The sequence below is a fragment of the Pseudomonas sp. TE12234 genome, assembly GCF_054061835.1.
Genome location: NZ_JBSSEP010000001.1, coordinates 717,609 through 733,075 on the forward strand (window position 1 = coordinate 717,609; position 15,467 = coordinate 733,075).

Annotated in this window: 14 protein-coding genes; 6 read left to right on the forward strand and 8 right to left on the reverse strand. The window is 60.4% G+C overall.

Annotated features, from left to right (window positions below; genetic code table 11):
• Positions 1 to 40: 40 nt before the first annotated feature.
• Positions 41 to 1,837 carry an acyl-CoA dehydrogenase C-terminal domain-containing protein gene (locus tag ACVWYU_RS03340; protein ID WP_457371886.1) on the forward strand — a complete coding sequence of 599 codons (1,797 nt, stop codon included), beginning with the start codon at positions 41 to 43 and terminating at the stop codon, positions 1,835 to 1,837.
• 187 nt (positions 1,838 to 2,024) lie between these two features.
• Positions 2,025 to 3,803 (forward strand): acyl-CoA dehydrogenase C-terminal domain-containing protein, encoded by a 1,779-nt coding sequence (locus ACVWYU_RS03345; protein WP_457371887.1) that lies wholly within the window; start codon positions 2,025 to 2,027, stop codon positions 3,801 to 3,803.
• 227 nt (positions 3,804 to 4,030) lie between these two features.
• Here the strand turns inward: ACVWYU_RS03345 and ACVWYU_RS03350 are convergent, their stop codons facing one another.
• Entirely contained in the window at positions 4,031 to 4,960 is a 930-nt protein-coding gene (locus ACVWYU_RS03350; RefSeq protein ID WP_248916647.1) for a LysR family transcriptional regulator, read from the reverse strand.
• A gap of 169 nt (positions 4,961 to 5,129) precedes the next feature.
• Between ACVWYU_RS03350 and ACVWYU_RS03355 the strand changes: the two genes are divergently transcribed.
• The 4 genes from ACVWYU_RS03355 (at position 5,130) to ACVWYU_RS03370 (ending at position 7,573) form a co-directional block, all read left to right on the forward strand.
• Positions 5,130 to 6,413: an aspartate aminotransferase family protein gene (locus ACVWYU_RS03355; RefSeq protein ID WP_457371888.1), complete on the forward strand. Its 1,284-nt coding sequence runs from the start codon at positions 5,130 to 5,132 to the stop codon at positions 6,411 to 6,413.
• 247 nt (positions 6,414 to 6,660) lie between these two features.
• Positions 6,661 to 7,017: a type II toxin-antitoxin system RelE/ParE family toxin gene (locus ACVWYU_RS03360; protein ID WP_247254542.1), complete on the forward strand. Its 357-nt coding sequence runs from the start codon at positions 6,661 to 6,663 to the stop codon at positions 7,015 to 7,017.
• Entirely contained in the window at positions 7,010 to 7,330 is a 321-nt protein-coding gene (locus tag ACVWYU_RS03365) for a helix-turn-helix domain-containing protein (protein ID WP_247254529.1), read from the forward strand. The genes ACVWYU_RS03360 and ACVWYU_RS03365 overlap by 8 nt, the downstream gene beginning before the upstream one ends.
• A gap of 84 nt (positions 7,331 to 7,414) precedes the next feature.
• Complete coding sequence (locus ACVWYU_RS03370; RefSeq protein ID WP_003228885.1) at positions 7,415 to 7,573, forward strand: YqaE/Pmp3 family membrane protein; 159 nt, start codon at positions 7,415 to 7,417, stop codon at positions 7,571 to 7,573.
• 90 nt (positions 7,574 to 7,663) lie between these two features.
• Here ACVWYU_RS03370 and ACVWYU_RS03375 read toward each other — a convergent pair whose 3' ends face one another.
• The 7 genes from ACVWYU_RS03375 to pqqF form a co-directional block, all read right to left on the reverse strand.
• Entirely contained in the window at positions 7,664 to 9,490 is a 1,827-nt protein-coding gene (locus tag ACVWYU_RS03375) for a prolyl oligopeptidase family serine peptidase (RefSeq protein ID WP_457371889.1), read from the reverse strand.
• The gene (gene pqqE, locus ACVWYU_RS03380; RefSeq protein WP_248916644.1) at positions 9,456 to 10,628 is read right to left on the reverse strand and encodes a pyrroloquinoline quinone biosynthesis protein PqqE; all 1,173 of its coding nucleotides are present in this window, start codon (positions 10,626 to 10,628) and stop codon (positions 9,456 to 9,458) included. Before pqqE ends, ACVWYU_RS03375 begins: the two co-directional genes overlap by 35 nt.
• Positions 10,600 to 10,875, reverse strand: a complete 276-nt coding sequence (gene pqqD / locus ACVWYU_RS03385; RefSeq protein WP_021784513.1) for a pyrroloquinoline quinone biosynthesis peptide chaperone PqqD — start codon at positions 10,873 to 10,875, stop codon at positions 10,600 to 10,602. The genes pqqE and pqqD overlap by 29 nt, the downstream gene beginning before the upstream one ends.
• Positions 10,872 to 11,624 carry a pyrroloquinoline-quinone synthase PqqC gene (gene pqqC, locus ACVWYU_RS03390; protein ID WP_247254532.1) on the reverse strand — a complete coding sequence of 251 codons (753 nt, stop codon included), beginning with the start codon at positions 11,622 to 11,624 and terminating at the stop codon, positions 10,872 to 10,874. Before pqqC ends, pqqD begins: the two co-directional genes overlap by 4 nt.
• A 149-nt stretch (positions 11,625 to 11,773) precedes the next feature.
• A complete protein-coding gene (gene pqqB / locus ACVWYU_RS03395) occupies positions 11,774 to 12,685 on the reverse strand; it encodes a pyrroloquinoline quinone biosynthesis protein PqqB (protein WP_248916643.1) in 912 nt (303 codons plus the stop codon).
• Between the two features lie 86 nt (positions 12,686 to 12,771).
• Entirely contained in the window at positions 12,772 to 12,846 is a 75-nt protein-coding gene (pqqA, locus tag ACVWYU_RS03400; RefSeq protein WP_009045898.1) for a pyrroloquinoline quinone precursor peptide PqqA, read from the reverse strand.
• A gap of 155 nt (positions 12,847 to 13,001) precedes the next feature.
• Entirely contained in the window at positions 13,002 to 15,431 is a 2,430-nt protein-coding gene (gene pqqF, locus ACVWYU_RS03405) for a pyrroloquinoline quinone biosynthesis protein PqqF (protein ID WP_457371890.1), read from the reverse strand.
• Between the last annotated feature and the right edge of the window lie 36 nt (positions 15,432 to 15,467).

Here is a 15,467-nt window from a genome sequence, read left to right on the forward strand (position 1 = left end):
CGGCAGTAGGTTTGAGTTATCTGCTGCCGGAGAAATGACCATGCCCCAATACAAAGCTCCCTTGCGCGACATGCGCTTTCTGATCGACCACGTCTTCGATTTTCACAGCAACTACGCCGCGCTGGGGGTCACTGACGCCAGTCCGGACATGGTCAGTGCCATCCTCGAAGAAGGCGCGAAGTTCTGCGAGAACGTGCTGTCACCCCTCAACCGCAGCGGCGACGAAGAAGGCTGCCATTTCGACAATGGCGTGGTCACGACGCCCGCAGGCTTCAAGCAGGCTTTCGCACAATATGTGGACGGCGGCTGGCATGGCCTGGCGGCCGACCCTGCGTACGGTGGCCAGGGGCTACCGAGCTCTCTGGGGCTGGTCATCAGCGAAATGGTGGCCTCCAGCAACACGTCCTGGGGCATGTACCCCGGCCTGACTCACGGCGCCATGTCAGCGATCCACGCCCACGGCACCGAAGAACAGAAGCAGACCTACCTGAGCAAACTCACCGCCGGCCAATGGACCGGCACCATGTGCCTGACCGAGGCCCATTGCGGTACGGACCTGGGCATTATCAAGACCCGCGCCGTGCCTGCGGCCGACGGCAGCTATGCAATATCCGGCAGCAAGATCTTCATCTCCGCCGGTGAGCACGACATGAGCGACAACATCATTCATCTGGTGTTGGCCAAGCTGCCGGACGCGCCGGCCGGGACCAAGGGCATCTCGCTGTTTATCGTGCCCAAATTCCTGCCAGACGCCGCGGGTGAGGCTGGCGAGCGCAATGGCGTGTCCTGTGGCTCCATCGAGCACAAAATGGGCATCAAGGCGTCGGCCACCTGTGTGTTGAACTTCGATGGCGCCAAAGGCTTCCTGATCGGCGAGCCGAACAAGGGCCTGAACTGCATGTTCACCATGATGAACCACGCGCGCCTCGGCACCGGCATGCAGGGTTTGTGTCTGGGCGAGGCGAGTTTCCAGGGTGCAATCAAATACGCCAACGAGCGTTTGCAGATGCGCGCGCTGACCGGCCCCAAGGCACCGGACAAGGCGGCCGACCCGATCATCGTCCATCCCGACGTGCGCCGCATGCTGTTGACCATGAAGGCCTTCAACGAGGGCAATCGCGCACTGACCTACTTCACGGCGCAGTTGCTGGATGCTGCCCATCTGAGCAAGGACGAAACGGCGCGCCAGGACGCGGAAGACCTGCTGGCGTTCCTGACGCCGATCTGCAAGGCCTTCATGACCGATACGGGCCTGGAAGTGACCAACCTCGGCATGCAGGTCTTCGGTGGTCACGGCTTTATACGTGAATGGGGCATGGAGCAACTGGTGCGCGATTGCCGCATCGCACCGATCTATGAGGGCACCAATGGCATTCAGGCGCTGGACCTGCTGGGGCGCAAGGTCCTGGGCAGCCAGGGCAAACTGCTGCGCGGCTTTACCAGGATCGTGCACAAGTTTTGCGTGGCGAACGCTGAACATCCGCAGTTGGGCAGCTATGTGGCGCAGCTGCATGGCCTGAACCAGCAGTGGGGCGAGTTGACGACCAGGGTCGGCATGGCCGCGATGAAGAACCCCGATGAAGTGGGGGCCGCGTCGGTGGATTACCTGATGTACAGCGGCTACATCATTCTCGGCTATCTGTGGTTGCGCATGGCATGGGTGGCCCAGGCCCGGCTGGAGGATGGCAGTGGCGATGCGGATTTCTGCAAGGCCAAACTGGCGACCAGCGAGTTCTACTTCAAGCGATTGTTGCCGCGCACTGCCGCTCATCGGGCGGCCATTGAGGCGGGTAGCGATTGCCTGATGCAGCTGCCGGCGGAGTTGTTTGCGCTTTAATCTTTAAAACCAGTGACAAAGGAGCCCGCGATCTTGCGGGCTTTTTTATGACTGTATGGTCGGTGACTAAACATTACAAAACGGTCACTGCCTGACCCTATGTGTCACAAAAGTTGTTGGGTTACACTCGGACACAACGAAAATACTACCCCTACGATTCACCTGTTTAGATCTTGCGAGGTTTGCCATGGCTGACTACAAAGCGCCCCTGCGCGATATGCGCTTCGTCCTCAATGAAGTTTTCGAGGTCGCCAAACTCTGGGCCGAGCTGCCTGCGTTGGCCGAAACCGTTGACGCGGAAACGGTCGAGGCCATCCTTGAAGAAGCCGGCAAGGTCACCAGCAAAAGTATCGCGCCCCTGAGCCGCGCGGCGGACGAAGAGGGTTGCCACTGGGCGGACGGTGCCGTCACCACGCCGGCAGGCTTCACGGAGGCTTATCAGACCTACGCCGAGGGCGGCTGGGTCGGCGTGGGCGGTGACCCGGCCTACGGCGGCATGGGCATGCCCAAGGCTGTTTCGGCCCAGGTCGAAGAAATGGTCAACTCCGCCAGCCTGGCGTTCGGTCTGTACCCGATGCTGACTGCCGGCGCCTGCCTGTCGATCAACGCCCATGCCAGCGAAGAGCTGAAAGCGGCGTACCTGCCGAACATGTATGCCGGTGCCTGGGCCGGCTCCATGTGCCTGACCGAACCGCACGCCGGTACCGACCTGGGGATTATCCGCACCAAGGCCGAGCCTCAGGCCGACGGCTCCTACAAGGTCAGCGGGACCAAGATCTTCATCACCGGCGGCGAGCATGACCTGACCGAGAACATCATTCACCTGGTGCTGGCCAAGCTGCCGGACGCGCCGGCGGGGCCGAAAGGCATTTCGCTGTTCCTGGTGCCGAAGTTCATGGTCAATGCCGATGGCAGCCTGGGCGCGCGCAACCCGGCGAACTGCGGCTCGATCGAACACAAGATGGGCATCCAGGCGTCTGCGACCTGCGTGATGAACTTCGATGAAGCGGTGGGTTATCTGGTCGGTGAGCCGAACAAAGGCCTGGCGGCGATGTTCACCATGATGAACTACGAGCGTCTGGGTGTCGGCATTCAAGGCCTGGCCACGGGCGAACGCTCGTACCAGAACGCCATCGAATACGCCCGTGACCGTCTGCAAAGCCGTTCGCCGACTGGCGCGCAGAACAAGGACAAAGTGGCCGACCCGATCATCGTCCACCCGGACGTGCGTCGCATGCTGTTGACCATGAAAGCATCGAACGAAGGCGGCCGTGCCTTCTCGACGTACGTGGCCATGCAACTGGACACTGCCAAGTTCAGCGAAGACGCCGCGACCCGCAAACGCGCGGAAGACCTGGTGGCGCTGCTGACGCCGGTGGCCAAGGCGTTCCTCACCGATCTGGGTCTGGAAACCACCGTCCATGGCCAGCAGATTTTCGGCGGTCATGGCTACATCCGCGAATGGGGCCAGGAGCAACTGGTGCGTGACGTGCGCATCACCCAGATCTACGAAGGCACCAACGGGATTCAGGCGCTGGACCTGGTCGGGCGCAAGATCGTCGGCAGCGGCGGGGCGTTCTACAACCTGTTCGCTGACGAGATTCGTCATTTCACCGCCACGGCCAGCGCCGATCTGGCGGAATTCACCAAGCCGCTGAACGATGCCGTGACGACCCTCGACGAACTGACGGCATGGTTGCTGGATCGGGCGAAAAACAACCCGAATGAAATCGGCGCGGCGTCGGTCGAGTATCTGCAAGTGTTTGGCTACACCGCCTACGCCTATATGTGGGCTCTGATGGCCAAGGCTGCTTTCGGCAAAGAAGCACAGGACGATTTCTACGCCAGCAAACTGGGTACGGCGCGGTTCTATTTCGCTCGTCTGTTGCCGCGGATTCACTCGTTGAGCGCGTCGGTAAAGGCTGGCAGTGAGTCGTTGTTCCTGCTGGATGCAGCGCAGTTCTGATTGTGTATCGTCATGTAAGCATTCTCTTACATGACGTGCTGCTGTTCTCCCATAGAAGCAAATTGGATCCACAGCTAATCTACTTCTCATGGACGTAGCGCAGGAAGCGCAAAGCAACAACACGGACACGTAGGATTCTGCCAGGACGGCGGAGTGAAATGGATGTCAGGGAAACAGTCTGCAAAGCCCCGCTTCGGCGGGGTTTTCTTATGCCCGCGAAAAAGTATTCAGCTCAGTCCATCCAGCGCCGATGGGCTGCTCAGGTGTTCATCCGGTCGATTCATCACCTCCTCCAGCAATGTTCGCAACAACGCCAGCGAGGCCTGTTGCCGTTGCACATCCCGACACACCAGTCCGATTTTCAGCGGCACCCGGGGTTCGCTCAAGGGTTTCCACAGCAGCTCCTTGTTGCCGTGTGCCTTTTGCGAGCGCCCAGGCAATACCGTCGCCAAGCGCGTGTGAGGCAGGCTGTCGAGAATCCCGGCCATGTTGTTCAGTTCGGCTTGTACCTGCGGACGTCGCCCCAGACTGGACAACTGCGATTGCCAGATTTGCCGTACTTGAAACTCCTCGCCGAGCAGCAACATGGGCAACTCGGCGGCCTGACTCATGGACACCTTCTTGAATTCCCGCAGCGGATGGTCCGCCGGGATGACCAGCGTCAGTTCATCTTCGTACAGCATCACGCCGTGCAAGCCAGGCTGCCGGGGTGGCAGGTAGCTGATGCCGATGTCCAGCGAGCCATTGAGCAGGCGTCGCTCGATTTCCAGGCCTGTCAGTTCGTAAATCTGCACCACCAGATGCGGTTGCGCCTTGCGCACCCGTTCGAGCATCTGCGGCACCAGGCTGGTATGTACCGTCTGCAAAACGCCAATCGCCAAGGTGCGCAGCGCCTGCCCCTTGAAATTACCCAGCGCCTCGCGTGCCCGTTGCAGGCCATCCAGCAGGGGCAAGGCGTGGTTGTACAGGGTATGTGCTGCCAGCGTTGGCAGCAGGCGTTTGCTGCTGCGTTCGAACAGGCTCACATCGAGCAATTGTTCAAGTTGCCGGATCTGCTGGGACAGCGCGGGTTGAGAGATGGACAGTCGCTCGGCAGCACGGCCCACATGGCCTTCTTCGTAGACCGCGACGAAATAACGCAGTTGTTTAAAATCCATAAGTAATACTTATCGAAAATGCTGAGAAATCGAAATGGCCCAAGGCCTTGTCTGAGCCTAGTCTAACCGCATTCACAAGGCTTACAGGGCCACAGAGCGCGATGATTACCGTTTGCTTCGATGGTGTTTACATAGGTAAGGCAAAAAATCAAAAACGGGGGTTGAACGGATGAATCTGTTCAATCTGCGCCGTCATTCGCCGAGTCTTGATGATTTGGTGGCGGATGCTTCCTTTCAATCCGGGGGCGACAACCTTTCCAGTGAGTGCCTGATGCCCAGTGTCGAGCGACCGAAGCAGGTTTTTGTCCGGGGCCAGGGTTCCTGGTTGTGGGACAACGATGACCGGGCTTATCTGGATTTCTCGCAAGGCGGTGGCGCCAACAGCCTTGGACACAGTCCCAAGGCACTGGTCGATGCCATCGCGGTGCAGGCACAAGCGCTGATCAACCCCGGTTTCGGCCTGCATAACCGCGGCATGCTCAACCTGGCCGAACGCCTGTGCGCCAGCACCGGCAGCGACCAGGCCTACCTGCTCAACAGTGGCAGCGAAGCCTGCGAGGCAGCGATCAAACTGGCACGCAAGTGGGGTCAACAACATCGCGGCGGCGCTTCGCGGATTATCGTCGCCAATAACGGATGTCATGGCCGTAGTCTGGGGACGATTCCGGCGTCAGACAGTTCGACGCTGGTCAATCGATTCGAGCCCCAACTGCCGGGTTTCAGCCACGTCCCGTTCAACGATCTTCCAGCGCTGCATGCGGCCGTGGATGAGCGCACCGTCGCCATCATGCTCGAACCTATCCAGAGCGAGGCCGGCGTGATTCCCGCGACCGCGCATTACCTCAAGGGGGTCGAGCGCCTGTGTCGTGAGCTCGGCATCCTGTTGATCTTCGACGAAGTGCAGACCGGCATCGGGCGCTGCGGCACTTTGCTTGCCGAACAGTCCTGCGGCGTGCGGGCGGATATCGTTGTGCTCGGCAAAGGGCTGGGCGGTGGCGTGCCATTGGCGGCCTTGTTGGCGCGGGGCCAGGCGTGCTGTTTCGAACTCGGCGAAATGACCGGAACCCATCACGGCAATGCGCTGATGACAGCCGCAGGCCTGGCCGTACTCGACAGCGTGCAGGACCGGGCATTTCTCGAGCATGTCGGGCAAAGCGCCCAGCATCTGCGCGAAGGGCTGCAGCGCTTGGCGCATCGCTATGGCCACGGCGAGTTGCGCGGGCAAGGGCTGCTCTGGGGACTGACCCTGTCCGATGACTCAGCCGACGCGGTGGTCAAGGCCGCGCTCCACGAAGGCTTGCTGCTCACCGCCCCGCAACCCGACTGCCTGCGCTTCACACCGGCGCTGAACGTCAGCAAAGCCAACATCGATGAAATGCTTTTGCGCCTGACTCGCGCCTTCTCCCGTGTACGCACCGCCCAGTTGCAGTGCCGTAAAGGAATCGCCGTCTGATCAGACGCACCCTGCACGAATCCCCGAACCGTCTCGCGGTATAACGCACGCCCCACGCCTGATTCTTTTGGCGTGGGGCGTTTTTTTGTGGCTGGGTTTTGCCAAGCGCTATGCCGGGCTTGAGCGATGGAAGCATCGATGGCTTTTTATAGGGGCGGCAGGGAATGCACGCACCAGCGAAACAAATTTTGAAGAGCTGGTTTTGAAATCTATACCACTGGGTGGTATGTTTTTGGAAGGGATGCCAATGTCACCAAGGCTATTTAAAACAAAACACTTTGCGATGCTGGCCGCAAAGGCCTGGATTGGAGATGACGAGCTTCGACAGGCATTCACCGAAATGCTCAACGGGCAGGCGGACAATCTCGGCGGCGGGGTCTGGAAAAAACGCTTGAATGCCAATCGCCATCGTTCGATTGTCTTGGCAAGGGGCAGTTATTACTGGGTTTACCAGTTCATTTACGCCAAAAAAGATCAGAGCAATATCAGTCAGGCCGAACTGATCGGTTTCCGGAAAATGGCCAAGACCTACCAGGGACTGACGGAGATGCAAGTCCAGTACTTGCTGGATACGAAGGCGTTTACGGAGATTTTTTATGAGTAAGAAATTCAAAAGCGAGGCGTTTGAATCAATTCACGAATCGGCCACTGCGCTATACGCCATCGGTGCAATCAGCAAGGCAACCATGCGTGAATTCGATGAGTCTTGCCTCGCTACCGTACCGGACGCGATTCCGGCGGAGCAGATCAAAGCGCTACGTGAGCGTAACAATGTCAGTCAGCCGGTATTCGCGCGTTACTTGAACACCAGTGCTTCAACGGTCAAGCAATGGGAAGCAGGGGCCAAACACCCCAGTGGCATGGCGTTGAAGTTGCTGAGTATCGTGCAGAAGCACGGCCTGGAAATCCTGGCTTGAGGAATCGGGCTGAACCCTCACCAGCGGCGCAGGTCGATTGTGTGTAAGGCTCGTATGAGCCGACTTCAATCAGGAGCTGACCCCATGGATTTCATTCGAATCATCATCGCCATTCTGTTGCCACCGCTGGGTGTGTTTCTGCAAGTGGGGTTTGGCGGGGCGTTCTGGCTGAACATTCTGCTGACGTTGTGCGGTTACATTCCGGGGATCGTGCATGCGGTGTACATCATCGCCAAACGTTGATTTTCGCGTCGTGTTAGATACCGCGATCGCTGGCTAGCCAGCTCCCACAGGGACATCCCCGCATTTGTAGGAGCTGGCTGGCCAGCGATTTCAGCCAGCGTGCTCCATCACCCTTCGGTAAAACAACCACTCCTGTTCCAGCGCATGGGCCTGATTGCCGGCCTTGCGAAAGCCATGGCGTTCGTCCGCGTAGTAATGGGCTTCGACTGCAATGCCGTTGTTCTGCAACGCTTTGACCATCTCGCGGGTTTGCGCCGGCACCACCACCGCATCCAGTTCGCCCTGAAAGAAGATCACCGGCACGCTGATGTTGCTCGCGTGCTGTAAAGGCGTTCGTGCGGCGTAGCGCTCGGCGTCTTGCACCGGATCGCCAATCAGCCAATCCAGATAGTCCCCTTCGAACTTGTGGGTCGCCCGGCCCAGGGCCACGGGATCGCTGACTCCATAGAGGCTGGCGCCGGCGCGGAAGACCTTGTGGAACGCCAGTGCGCACAGCGTGGTGTAGCCGCCGGCACTGCCGCCGCGAATGAACGCTTTGTCGCCGTCGACCAATCCGCGTTCGGCGAGATGACTGACCACCGCGCAGGCGTCTTCGACATCGACCTCACCCCAGCTCAAATGCAAGGCCTGGCGATAGGCCCGGCCGTAGCCGCTGCTGCCACGGTAGTTGAGATCGGCCACGGCGAAGCCACGTTGCGCCCAGTATTGAATGCGCGGATCGAGCATCGGGTAGCACGCCGATGTCGGGCCGCCGTGGATGAATACCACCAGCGGCGGTTTAGCCTGGCCGGACATCGCCGGGTAGAAGAAGCCGTGAGCCTCGCCCGACCCACTCGGGTAGCGCAGGGTCTGTGGAATGCTGATGTGCTCGGCCGGCAGCGGAGTCATGCCGCCGGCCAGCTTTTTCACTCCCCCGGTTTGTCGGTCGATGGCGATCACGGCCGGCGAACTGATCGGCGATGCCGCGATGCAGTAGATGAACTGTTCATCCACGGCGAGATGGCGGAAGCGGCTGTATTGGCCAGTGAAGTCCGCGTTGGCGTCGCCACGCACAGCCAGTCGACCAAAGCCTCCTTCCGTCCAGCTGGCCAGATAACTGGACTCGCCCAACGGCAGCCAGGTGCAGCCCCCGAGTTGCCAGGGGGCGGGACCATGATCGGCCGCGGCACTGGCTAACGGGCTCAATCCCTCGCTGGATTCCACCCAGGGTTGCCAGAAACCGCCGCGATCGGTCAGGCAAAACAAGCGACCGCTGTCGTCAAATCGTGGTTGTTGAAGGGACTCTTGATCGTCGTCACCGGCTAAGCAACGGGGCGGGGCAAAACCGCCATCGCTCTGGCGTTCGGCGAGCATCAAGCGAGTGGCCGTCCAGGGCTGATGCGGGCGACTCCACTCGATCCAGGCCAGGCGACGGGCATCCGGGCTCAATGTCGGGGCGGCATAAAAGTCCGCGCCCTCGGCCAGCACATGCCTTAAGCCGTCAGCCAGTTCAATCGCCACCAGCCGATGTTGGTCGTGGTTCTCTTCTACCGCCAGCACTTGACCCTTGGCGAACTGAAGATCGCCATAACGGCACACCCCTGATGTCAGCACTTCGGGCGATTCACCCTGCAACGATTGCCGATACAGTTGCTGGTCGGTCTCGTTGACGAAAACGACGCCATCGTCAGTCAGACAAAACGCACCACCGCCATATTCGTACACCCGACTGCGAACACTGAACCCCGGTGGCGTCAGACATTTCGCCGTGCCGTCGCGCCAGTGCCAGATTCGGCAAGCGCCATCTTCCGGGCGGTATTCGTTCCAGAACAGGCCGTTGGCGCCCGCCTGCAACTCGGCAAAGTCGATACCGGCCGCGACGGCGTTGGCCGCGCTGAACGGGTCAGCTTTTGGCGATGAGGCGTGAGTTTCGTTCATTGCGAAAGGCCAGTTGGTCGATGGTCTGGGTGGCATGCTCGGCTTCTTCGCGGGCCTTGAGGATCACGCCGTGATGGTGCGATTTGCTGCACACCGGGTCGGCGTTGCTCGCATCACCCGTGAGCATGAACGCCTGGCAACGACAGCCGCCGAAGTCCTTTTCTTTCTCGTCGCAGGAGCGGCAGGGCTCGGGCATCCAGTCGTAGCCACGAAAGCGATTGAAGCCGAACGAGTCGTACCAGATGTGCTGCATGCTGTGGTCGCGCACGTTGGGAAACTGCACCGGCAGCTGTCGGGCGCCGTGACAGGGCAGTGCGGTTCCGTCCGGGGTGACCGTCAGAAAAATACTGCCCCAGCCGTTCATGCAGGCTTTCGGGCGTTCTTCGTAATAGTCCGGGGTAACGAAAATCAGCTTGCACGGATGACCTTCGGCTTCGAGTTTTGCCCGGTATTCGTTGGTGATGCGCTCGGCGCGTACCAGTTGTTCTTTGGTCGGCAACAGGCCGACGCGGTTGAGCTGGGCCCAGCCGTAGAACTGGCAAGTGGCGAGTTCGACGAAGTCCGCTTCAAGGGCAATGCACAACTCGATGATGCGGTCGATTTGGTCGATGTTGTGCCGATGGGTCACGAAGTTCAGCACCATCGGATAGCCGTGGGCCTTCACCGCGCGGGCCATTTCGAGCTTCTGCGCAAAGGCTTTTTTCGACCCGGCCAACAGGTTGTTCACCTGCTCGTCGCTGGCCTGGAAACTGATCTGGATATGATCCAGGCCGGCCTTTTTGAAGTCGCTGATTTTCTGCTCGGTCAGACCGATGCCGGAGGTGATCAGGTTGGTGTAGAAGCCGAGTTGGCGCGCTTCAAAAATCAGTTCGGCGAGGTCCTGGCGCACCAGCGGTTCGCCGCCGGAAAAGCCCAGTTGCGCCGCGCCCATCTCCCGGGCTTCGCGAAACACCTTGATCCACTGCTCGGTGCTCAGCTCTTTGCCCTGCTCGGCGAAGTCCAGCGGATTGGAGCAGTAGGGGCATTGCAGCGGGCAGCGGTAGGTCAGCTCGGCGAGCAGCCACAGCGGCAGACCGACTTCGGGTTTGGGCGGTACTTGCACCGATGACTCAGGCAAGTTCGATCCAGTGCTGCGCACGGGCAACCTCCATGAATTGCTCGATGTCGTCACCGAGCTCGGGCACGCCGGGGAACTGCTTGTCGAGTTCATTGATGATCGCCGCGACATCGCGTTGGCCATCGATCAAGCCGCCGATCAGCGCGGCGCTTTCATTGAGTTTGATCATGCCTTCGGGGTACAGCAGCACGTGGCCTTTCTGCGCCGGTTCGTACTGGAAGCGGTAGCCGGGCCGCCAGGTCGGAGTCTTGCTGCGATCGAAACTCATAGGGTGATTCCTTTATGCCAGACCCGTTGTTCGGTCACGCTGTGATACGGCGGGCGATTCAGTTCGTAAGCCATGCTCATGGCATCGAGCATGCTCCAAAGAATGTCCAGTTTGAACTGGAGAATTTCCAGCATGCGCTCCTGGCCGACCCGCGTTGTGTAGTGCTGCAAGGTGATGGCCAAGCCGTGTTCGACATCGCGTCGCGCCTGACCCAGGCGGGTGCGGAAATACTCGTAGCCGGCCGGGTCGATCCACGGGTAATGCTGCGGCCAACTGTCCAGGCGCGACTGGTGGATCTGCGGCGCGAACAGTTCGGTCAGCGAGCTGCTGGCAGCTTCCTGCCAACTGGCGCGGCGGGCGAAGTTGACGTAGGCGTCCACGGCGAAACGCACGCCGGGCAGTACCAGCTCCTGGGAGCGCAGTTGATCCGGATCGAGGCCGACGGCCTGGCCGAGGCGCAGCCAGGCTTCGATGCCACCGTCTTCGCCGGGTGCGCCGTCATGATCGAGCAGGCGCTGAATCCACTCGCGGCGGATTTCGCGGTCCGGGCAGTTGGCCAGAATGGCGGCGTCCTTGAGCGGGATGTTCACCTGATAGTAAAAGCGATTGGCGACCCAGCCCTGAATCTGCTCGCGGGTCGCCCGGCCTTCATACATCGCCACGTGATACGGGTGATGGATGTGGTAATAGGCCCCCTTGGCGCGCAGGGCGGCTTCGAATTCGGTTGGGGACATCGGGGTGTCGGTCATGTCTGTTCTCCGGGAACAAGCATTTGATTCTGTGGTGTCTGGTCGGATGTCATCGCAGCGATGCGGCGACCCGACAAGCCAGCGCCCACAATGCTTTGTGGCGCACATAAAACCTGTGGGAGCTGGCTTGCCAGCGATGGGGCCATCCGCTACAGCACAATACTCATACCATCAAAAGCCACTTCAACATTACGCCGCGCCAGTTCCGCGCGCTGCGGCGAATCCTCATCGAGAATCGGGTTGGTGTTGTTGATGTGGATAAGAACTTTGCGCTGCGTGGGCAGTTGCTCCAGCACTTCGAGCATGCCGCCGGGGCCGTTCTGTGCCAGGTGACCCATCTCCCGCCCGGTGCGGGTGCCGACGCCACGGCGTTGCATTTCGTCGTCGTCCCACAGCGTGCCGTCCACCAGCAGGCAATCGCTGCCGGCCATGATCTCCAGCAACGGCGCATCGACCTTGCCCAGGCCCGGTGCATAGAACAGTTTGCCGCCCGTGTTGAGGTCTTCAACGATCAGGCCGATGTTGTCCCCCGGGTGCGGATCGAAGCGATGGGGCGAGTAGGGCGGCGCGGCGCTGCGCAACGGCAGCGGGGTGAAGCGCAGGTTCGGGCAGGCCGGGATACTGAAGCTCTGGTCGAGTTCGATGCGGTTCCAGGTCAGGCCGCCGTTCCAGTGGGTCAGCATGTTGAACAGCGGGAAACCGCTGCTCAGGTCTTCGTGGACCATGTCCGTGCACCAGACCTGATGCGGGCACCCTTCACGCAGCATGAGCAGGCCGGTGGTGTGGTCGATCTGGCTGTCCATCAGAATGATCGCACTGATCCCGGTGTCACGCAGGGCGCGGCCCGGTTGCATCGGCGCGAAACCCTGAAGTTGGGCGCGGATGTCCGGCGAGGTGTTGCACAGCACCCAATTGACCCCGTCATCGGAGATCGCGATGGATGACTGGGTACGCGCCTTGGCATTCAGGCTGCCGTCGCGAAAACCTGCGCAGTTGGCGCAGTTGCAGTTCCATTGGGGGAAACCGCCGCCGGCGGCGGATCCCAGGATCTGGACAAACATGGAGGCTCCAAACATTCAACAGCTGAAAATAAAAACGCCTCGGCGAACCGAGGCGTTGAACCGCATGTTCTACCTGGCGGCAGGACTCAACGGCTGGCGAAGTACATGGTGACTTCAAAGCCGATACGCAGGTCGGTGTAAGCAGGTTTGGACCAGGACATGGGAGCGCTCCTTCAGGTGATGGGACAGTTGAGATCTATACATATAGTCCACCTCCAGCAGGAGATGTTCAGATAGTTAGGCTGCTATGTTACTTAAAATTTCACAATAATTGGCTGCAAATGTTCGAGAAAGTTAATTGCAGCCTCGGTAATGATCATTTTGTCACTTGCCAAGGCGAGCCGGGGCAACTCCCGCTGGACAGGCAGCGCCAGCCGTCTTCTGCCTGTTTCAGGCGTTGCGCTGCGGCAATGATCGTCGGTCGATCAACCAGCAGAATCGCCTCGGGCAGTTGACTCAAATAATCCGACGAGCGGCCGGCCAGTTTGCCCTGCCACAGCAGTTCAGCGGCTTGGGCATTGGGCAACACGGCACTGGCGAATTGGTCGGCCAAGGCCTGGCGCAGGGCGATGAAACTGCCTTCATCGATATCCCGGATCATCTGCGGCAACCCGCCCAGGAACTGCTCAATGTGTTGCAGCAGGTCGACTGGCGCGACGCTCGGCGATTGCACGCCGAACAGCAGTCCGGTTTGGCCGTGCATCTGGCGCAAGGCGCTGAACACCGCATAGCCGAGTTGCAGCTCTACCCGCAGGCGCTGGTAGAACGGCGTGTGGCAGATGTGTGCCAGCAGGCGCCATGCGGCTTCGTCAGCGATCGCTTCGCTCGCGGATGGGCAGAACAGCAGCAAGGCGTGTTCGCTGGAGCCGGTATTGATGGTGCTCCACAGATAGTGCGACGGGCTCGATGGCGGCGGTGTCAGCTGACTGTCCGGCGTGCCGGGGATGCGGCTTAAAGCCAGGCCCATGGCCGCTTGGGTCTGCGCCGACAGACCTATCGCCAGGCCATCCCAGCGGGCGCTTGACCAGAGTTGTTGCAGGTCATCTGAGTAGGCGATGGGTTCAAGGCAATGATCGGGCAAGGCCTTGAGCAATTGTCGAATCGGCATCAACGCAGGGGGCGTCGGCTCATCGGGTAAGAAATCCGCCTCACGTTCTGTCAGTGCTTTCAGTGCATGCTCGAGGACAGCGGGCATCGGCTCCTGCAGCCCGGTCATCTTCAGTAGCCATTCGTTTCCCGATGCGCTGAAGGAAAAGTCCACACCGGCCTGACGCGCTTCTTCGCGCAATATTTGCAGATGGTTTTCCAGGCGCGTCTGCAGAAGCGTGGAAGGTGCTGCATCAAGGCGCCAACGCAGATACACCGCACCTTGTGCACCCATCTCCGACAGCGCCTGGCTGAACTGCATCGGTGAGCGTTCGCGGCGGCTGCGCGAGCGGTCCTGAGCGAAGGTGCGCAGGCCACGGTGGGCGCTGGTCTGGCCACGAATCAGGCCGGCGTTGGGGGTGGGCGCATCGGAGCGCAGGAAGGGGTTGGGTGTCGGCAACCGCCATTGGCCGCTGAAGTTATCCACAGCACCGATTTGATTCAGCACTTGCCTGAGGGCTGTAGCACCCTGTTCGGATAACCCGGCTTCAAGCTGTTCGTTGTCCAGTCGGGCCAGTTGCAGGGCTGTGCTGACTTGCTGCTGGCGTTGCAGCAAGGCGGCATATTCGGCGCTCAACGCGCTCCAGTCTTGCCGGGCGAAAAAGCCCAGCCAGTCCAGCAGCTGTTCGCGAATCGTCGCTGGCGATGCATCGGCGTTGCGTGTGAATTCGATGTGCAGCAAGGCTTGCCCGGCGAATTGATACAACGGCGCCGCTTTCAGGTGGGTGACCCAGCCCCGGTCACGCAACCCGGCCAACAGTCCGCCGGGTATGGCGCTGTTGAGCCAATGGCACAGGAACGCCAATGCGTCCGCCGAAGAGTCGGGCAGCGCTTCAAGGGCGAACAACAGGTGCAGGCGATGGGCGTCCACCTGTTGATAACTGTTTTCCGAAGCACTCATCAGCGGTGCAGGCGCTTGTTGCGTGATCGGGCTGCCCGCGGGGATGGCATCTGCGAAACCCTGGGCCAGTGCTTTCAGTTCTTCCAGACTTTGCGGCCCCGCCAGGCTCAGGGTCATCTGCCTGGCTTGATAAAAACGCTGATAAAAATCCCGCAAGGCGTGCTGAAACTCCGGTTGCGACACTGGAAGACTGTCGCGGTTGCCGGCGTGAAAGCCGCGCAAAGGGTGCGTTTCACTTAGCCCGTCGAACAGCGCCAGTTGCTGTTGGGCCGTGGCGTCCTGGGACCAGGCGACAAACTCGGCCTGCAGCACTTCTCTTTCGCGCTGCTGATCATCCGGATTCATTCGCGGGTGAGCGAGCATGTCTGACAGACGTTCCAACCCACCGGCCAACGCCTGTGCCGGCAATTCGAAAAAGTAGTCGGTGGTGCGCTCATTGGTTCGCGCGTTGACCTGCCCACCATGACTCTGGACGTAGGCCATCAACCCTTGCCCGGCAGGAAAACGCTCGGTGTGCAGAAACAGCAGATGCTCAAGAAAGTGCGCCAGGCCGGGCCAGGCCAGCGGGACATCGTGGCTGCCCGCAGCGACTCGCAACGCCGCTGCGCAGCGCTTCAAATCCGGCGCATGACGCAGCGTCACCCGCAGACCGTTGGCCAGGGTTTCAGAATGGGGGCGAGGGTGATTCAGCGCAGGCATGGGCACTTCCAGAACAGTGAAGTGCCAATGCTAGCG

What these genes read in the sequence shown, in the direction of transcription:
- ACVWYU_RS03340 (WP_457371886.1), top strand. Translation starts at nt 41, where the DNA reads ATGCCCCAATACAAAGCTCCCTTGCGCGACATGCGCTTTCTGATCGAC.
- ACVWYU_RS03345 (WP_457371887.1), top strand. Translation starts at nt 2,025, where the DNA reads ATGGCTGACTACAAAGCGCCCCTGCGCGATATGCGCTTCGTCCTCAAT.
- ACVWYU_RS03350 (WP_248916647.1), bottom strand. Translation starts at nt 4,960, where the DNA reads ATGGATTTTAAACAACTGCGTTATTTCGTCGCGGTCTACGAAGAAGGC.
- ACVWYU_RS03355 (WP_457371888.1), top strand. Translation starts at nt 5,130, where the DNA reads ATGAATCTGTTCAATCTGCGCCGTCATTCGCCGAGTCTTGATGATTTG.
- ACVWYU_RS03360 (WP_247254542.1), top strand. Translation starts at nt 6,661, where the DNA reads ATGTCACCAAGGCTATTTAAAACAAAACACTTTGCGATGCTGGCCGCA.
- ACVWYU_RS03365 (WP_247254529.1), top strand. Translation starts at nt 7,010, where the DNA reads ATGAGTAAGAAATTCAAAAGCGAGGCGTTTGAATCAATTCACGAATCG.
- ACVWYU_RS03370 (WP_003228885.1), top strand. Translation starts at nt 7,415, where the DNA reads ATGGATTTCATTCGAATCATCATCGCCATTCTGTTGCCACCGCTGGGT.
- ACVWYU_RS03375 (WP_457371889.1), bottom strand. Translation starts at nt 9,490, where the DNA reads ATGAACGAAACTCACGCCTCATCGCCAAAAGCTGACCCGTTCAGCGCG.
- pqqD (WP_021784513.1), bottom strand. Translation starts at nt 10,875, where the DNA reads ATGAGTTTCGATCGCAGCAAGACTCCGACCTGGCGGCCCGGCTACCGC.
- pqqC (WP_247254532.1), bottom strand. Translation starts at nt 11,624, where the DNA reads ATGACCGACACCCCGATGTCCCCAACCGAATTCGAAGCCGCCCTGCGC.
- pqqB (WP_248916643.1), bottom strand. Translation starts at nt 12,685, where the DNA reads ATGTTTGTCCAGATCCTGGGATCCGCCGCCGGCGGCGGTTTCCCCCAA.
- pqqF (WP_457371890.1), bottom strand. Translation starts at nt 15,431, where the DNA reads ATGCCTGCGCTGAATCACCCTCGCCCCCATTCTGAAACCCTGGCCAAC.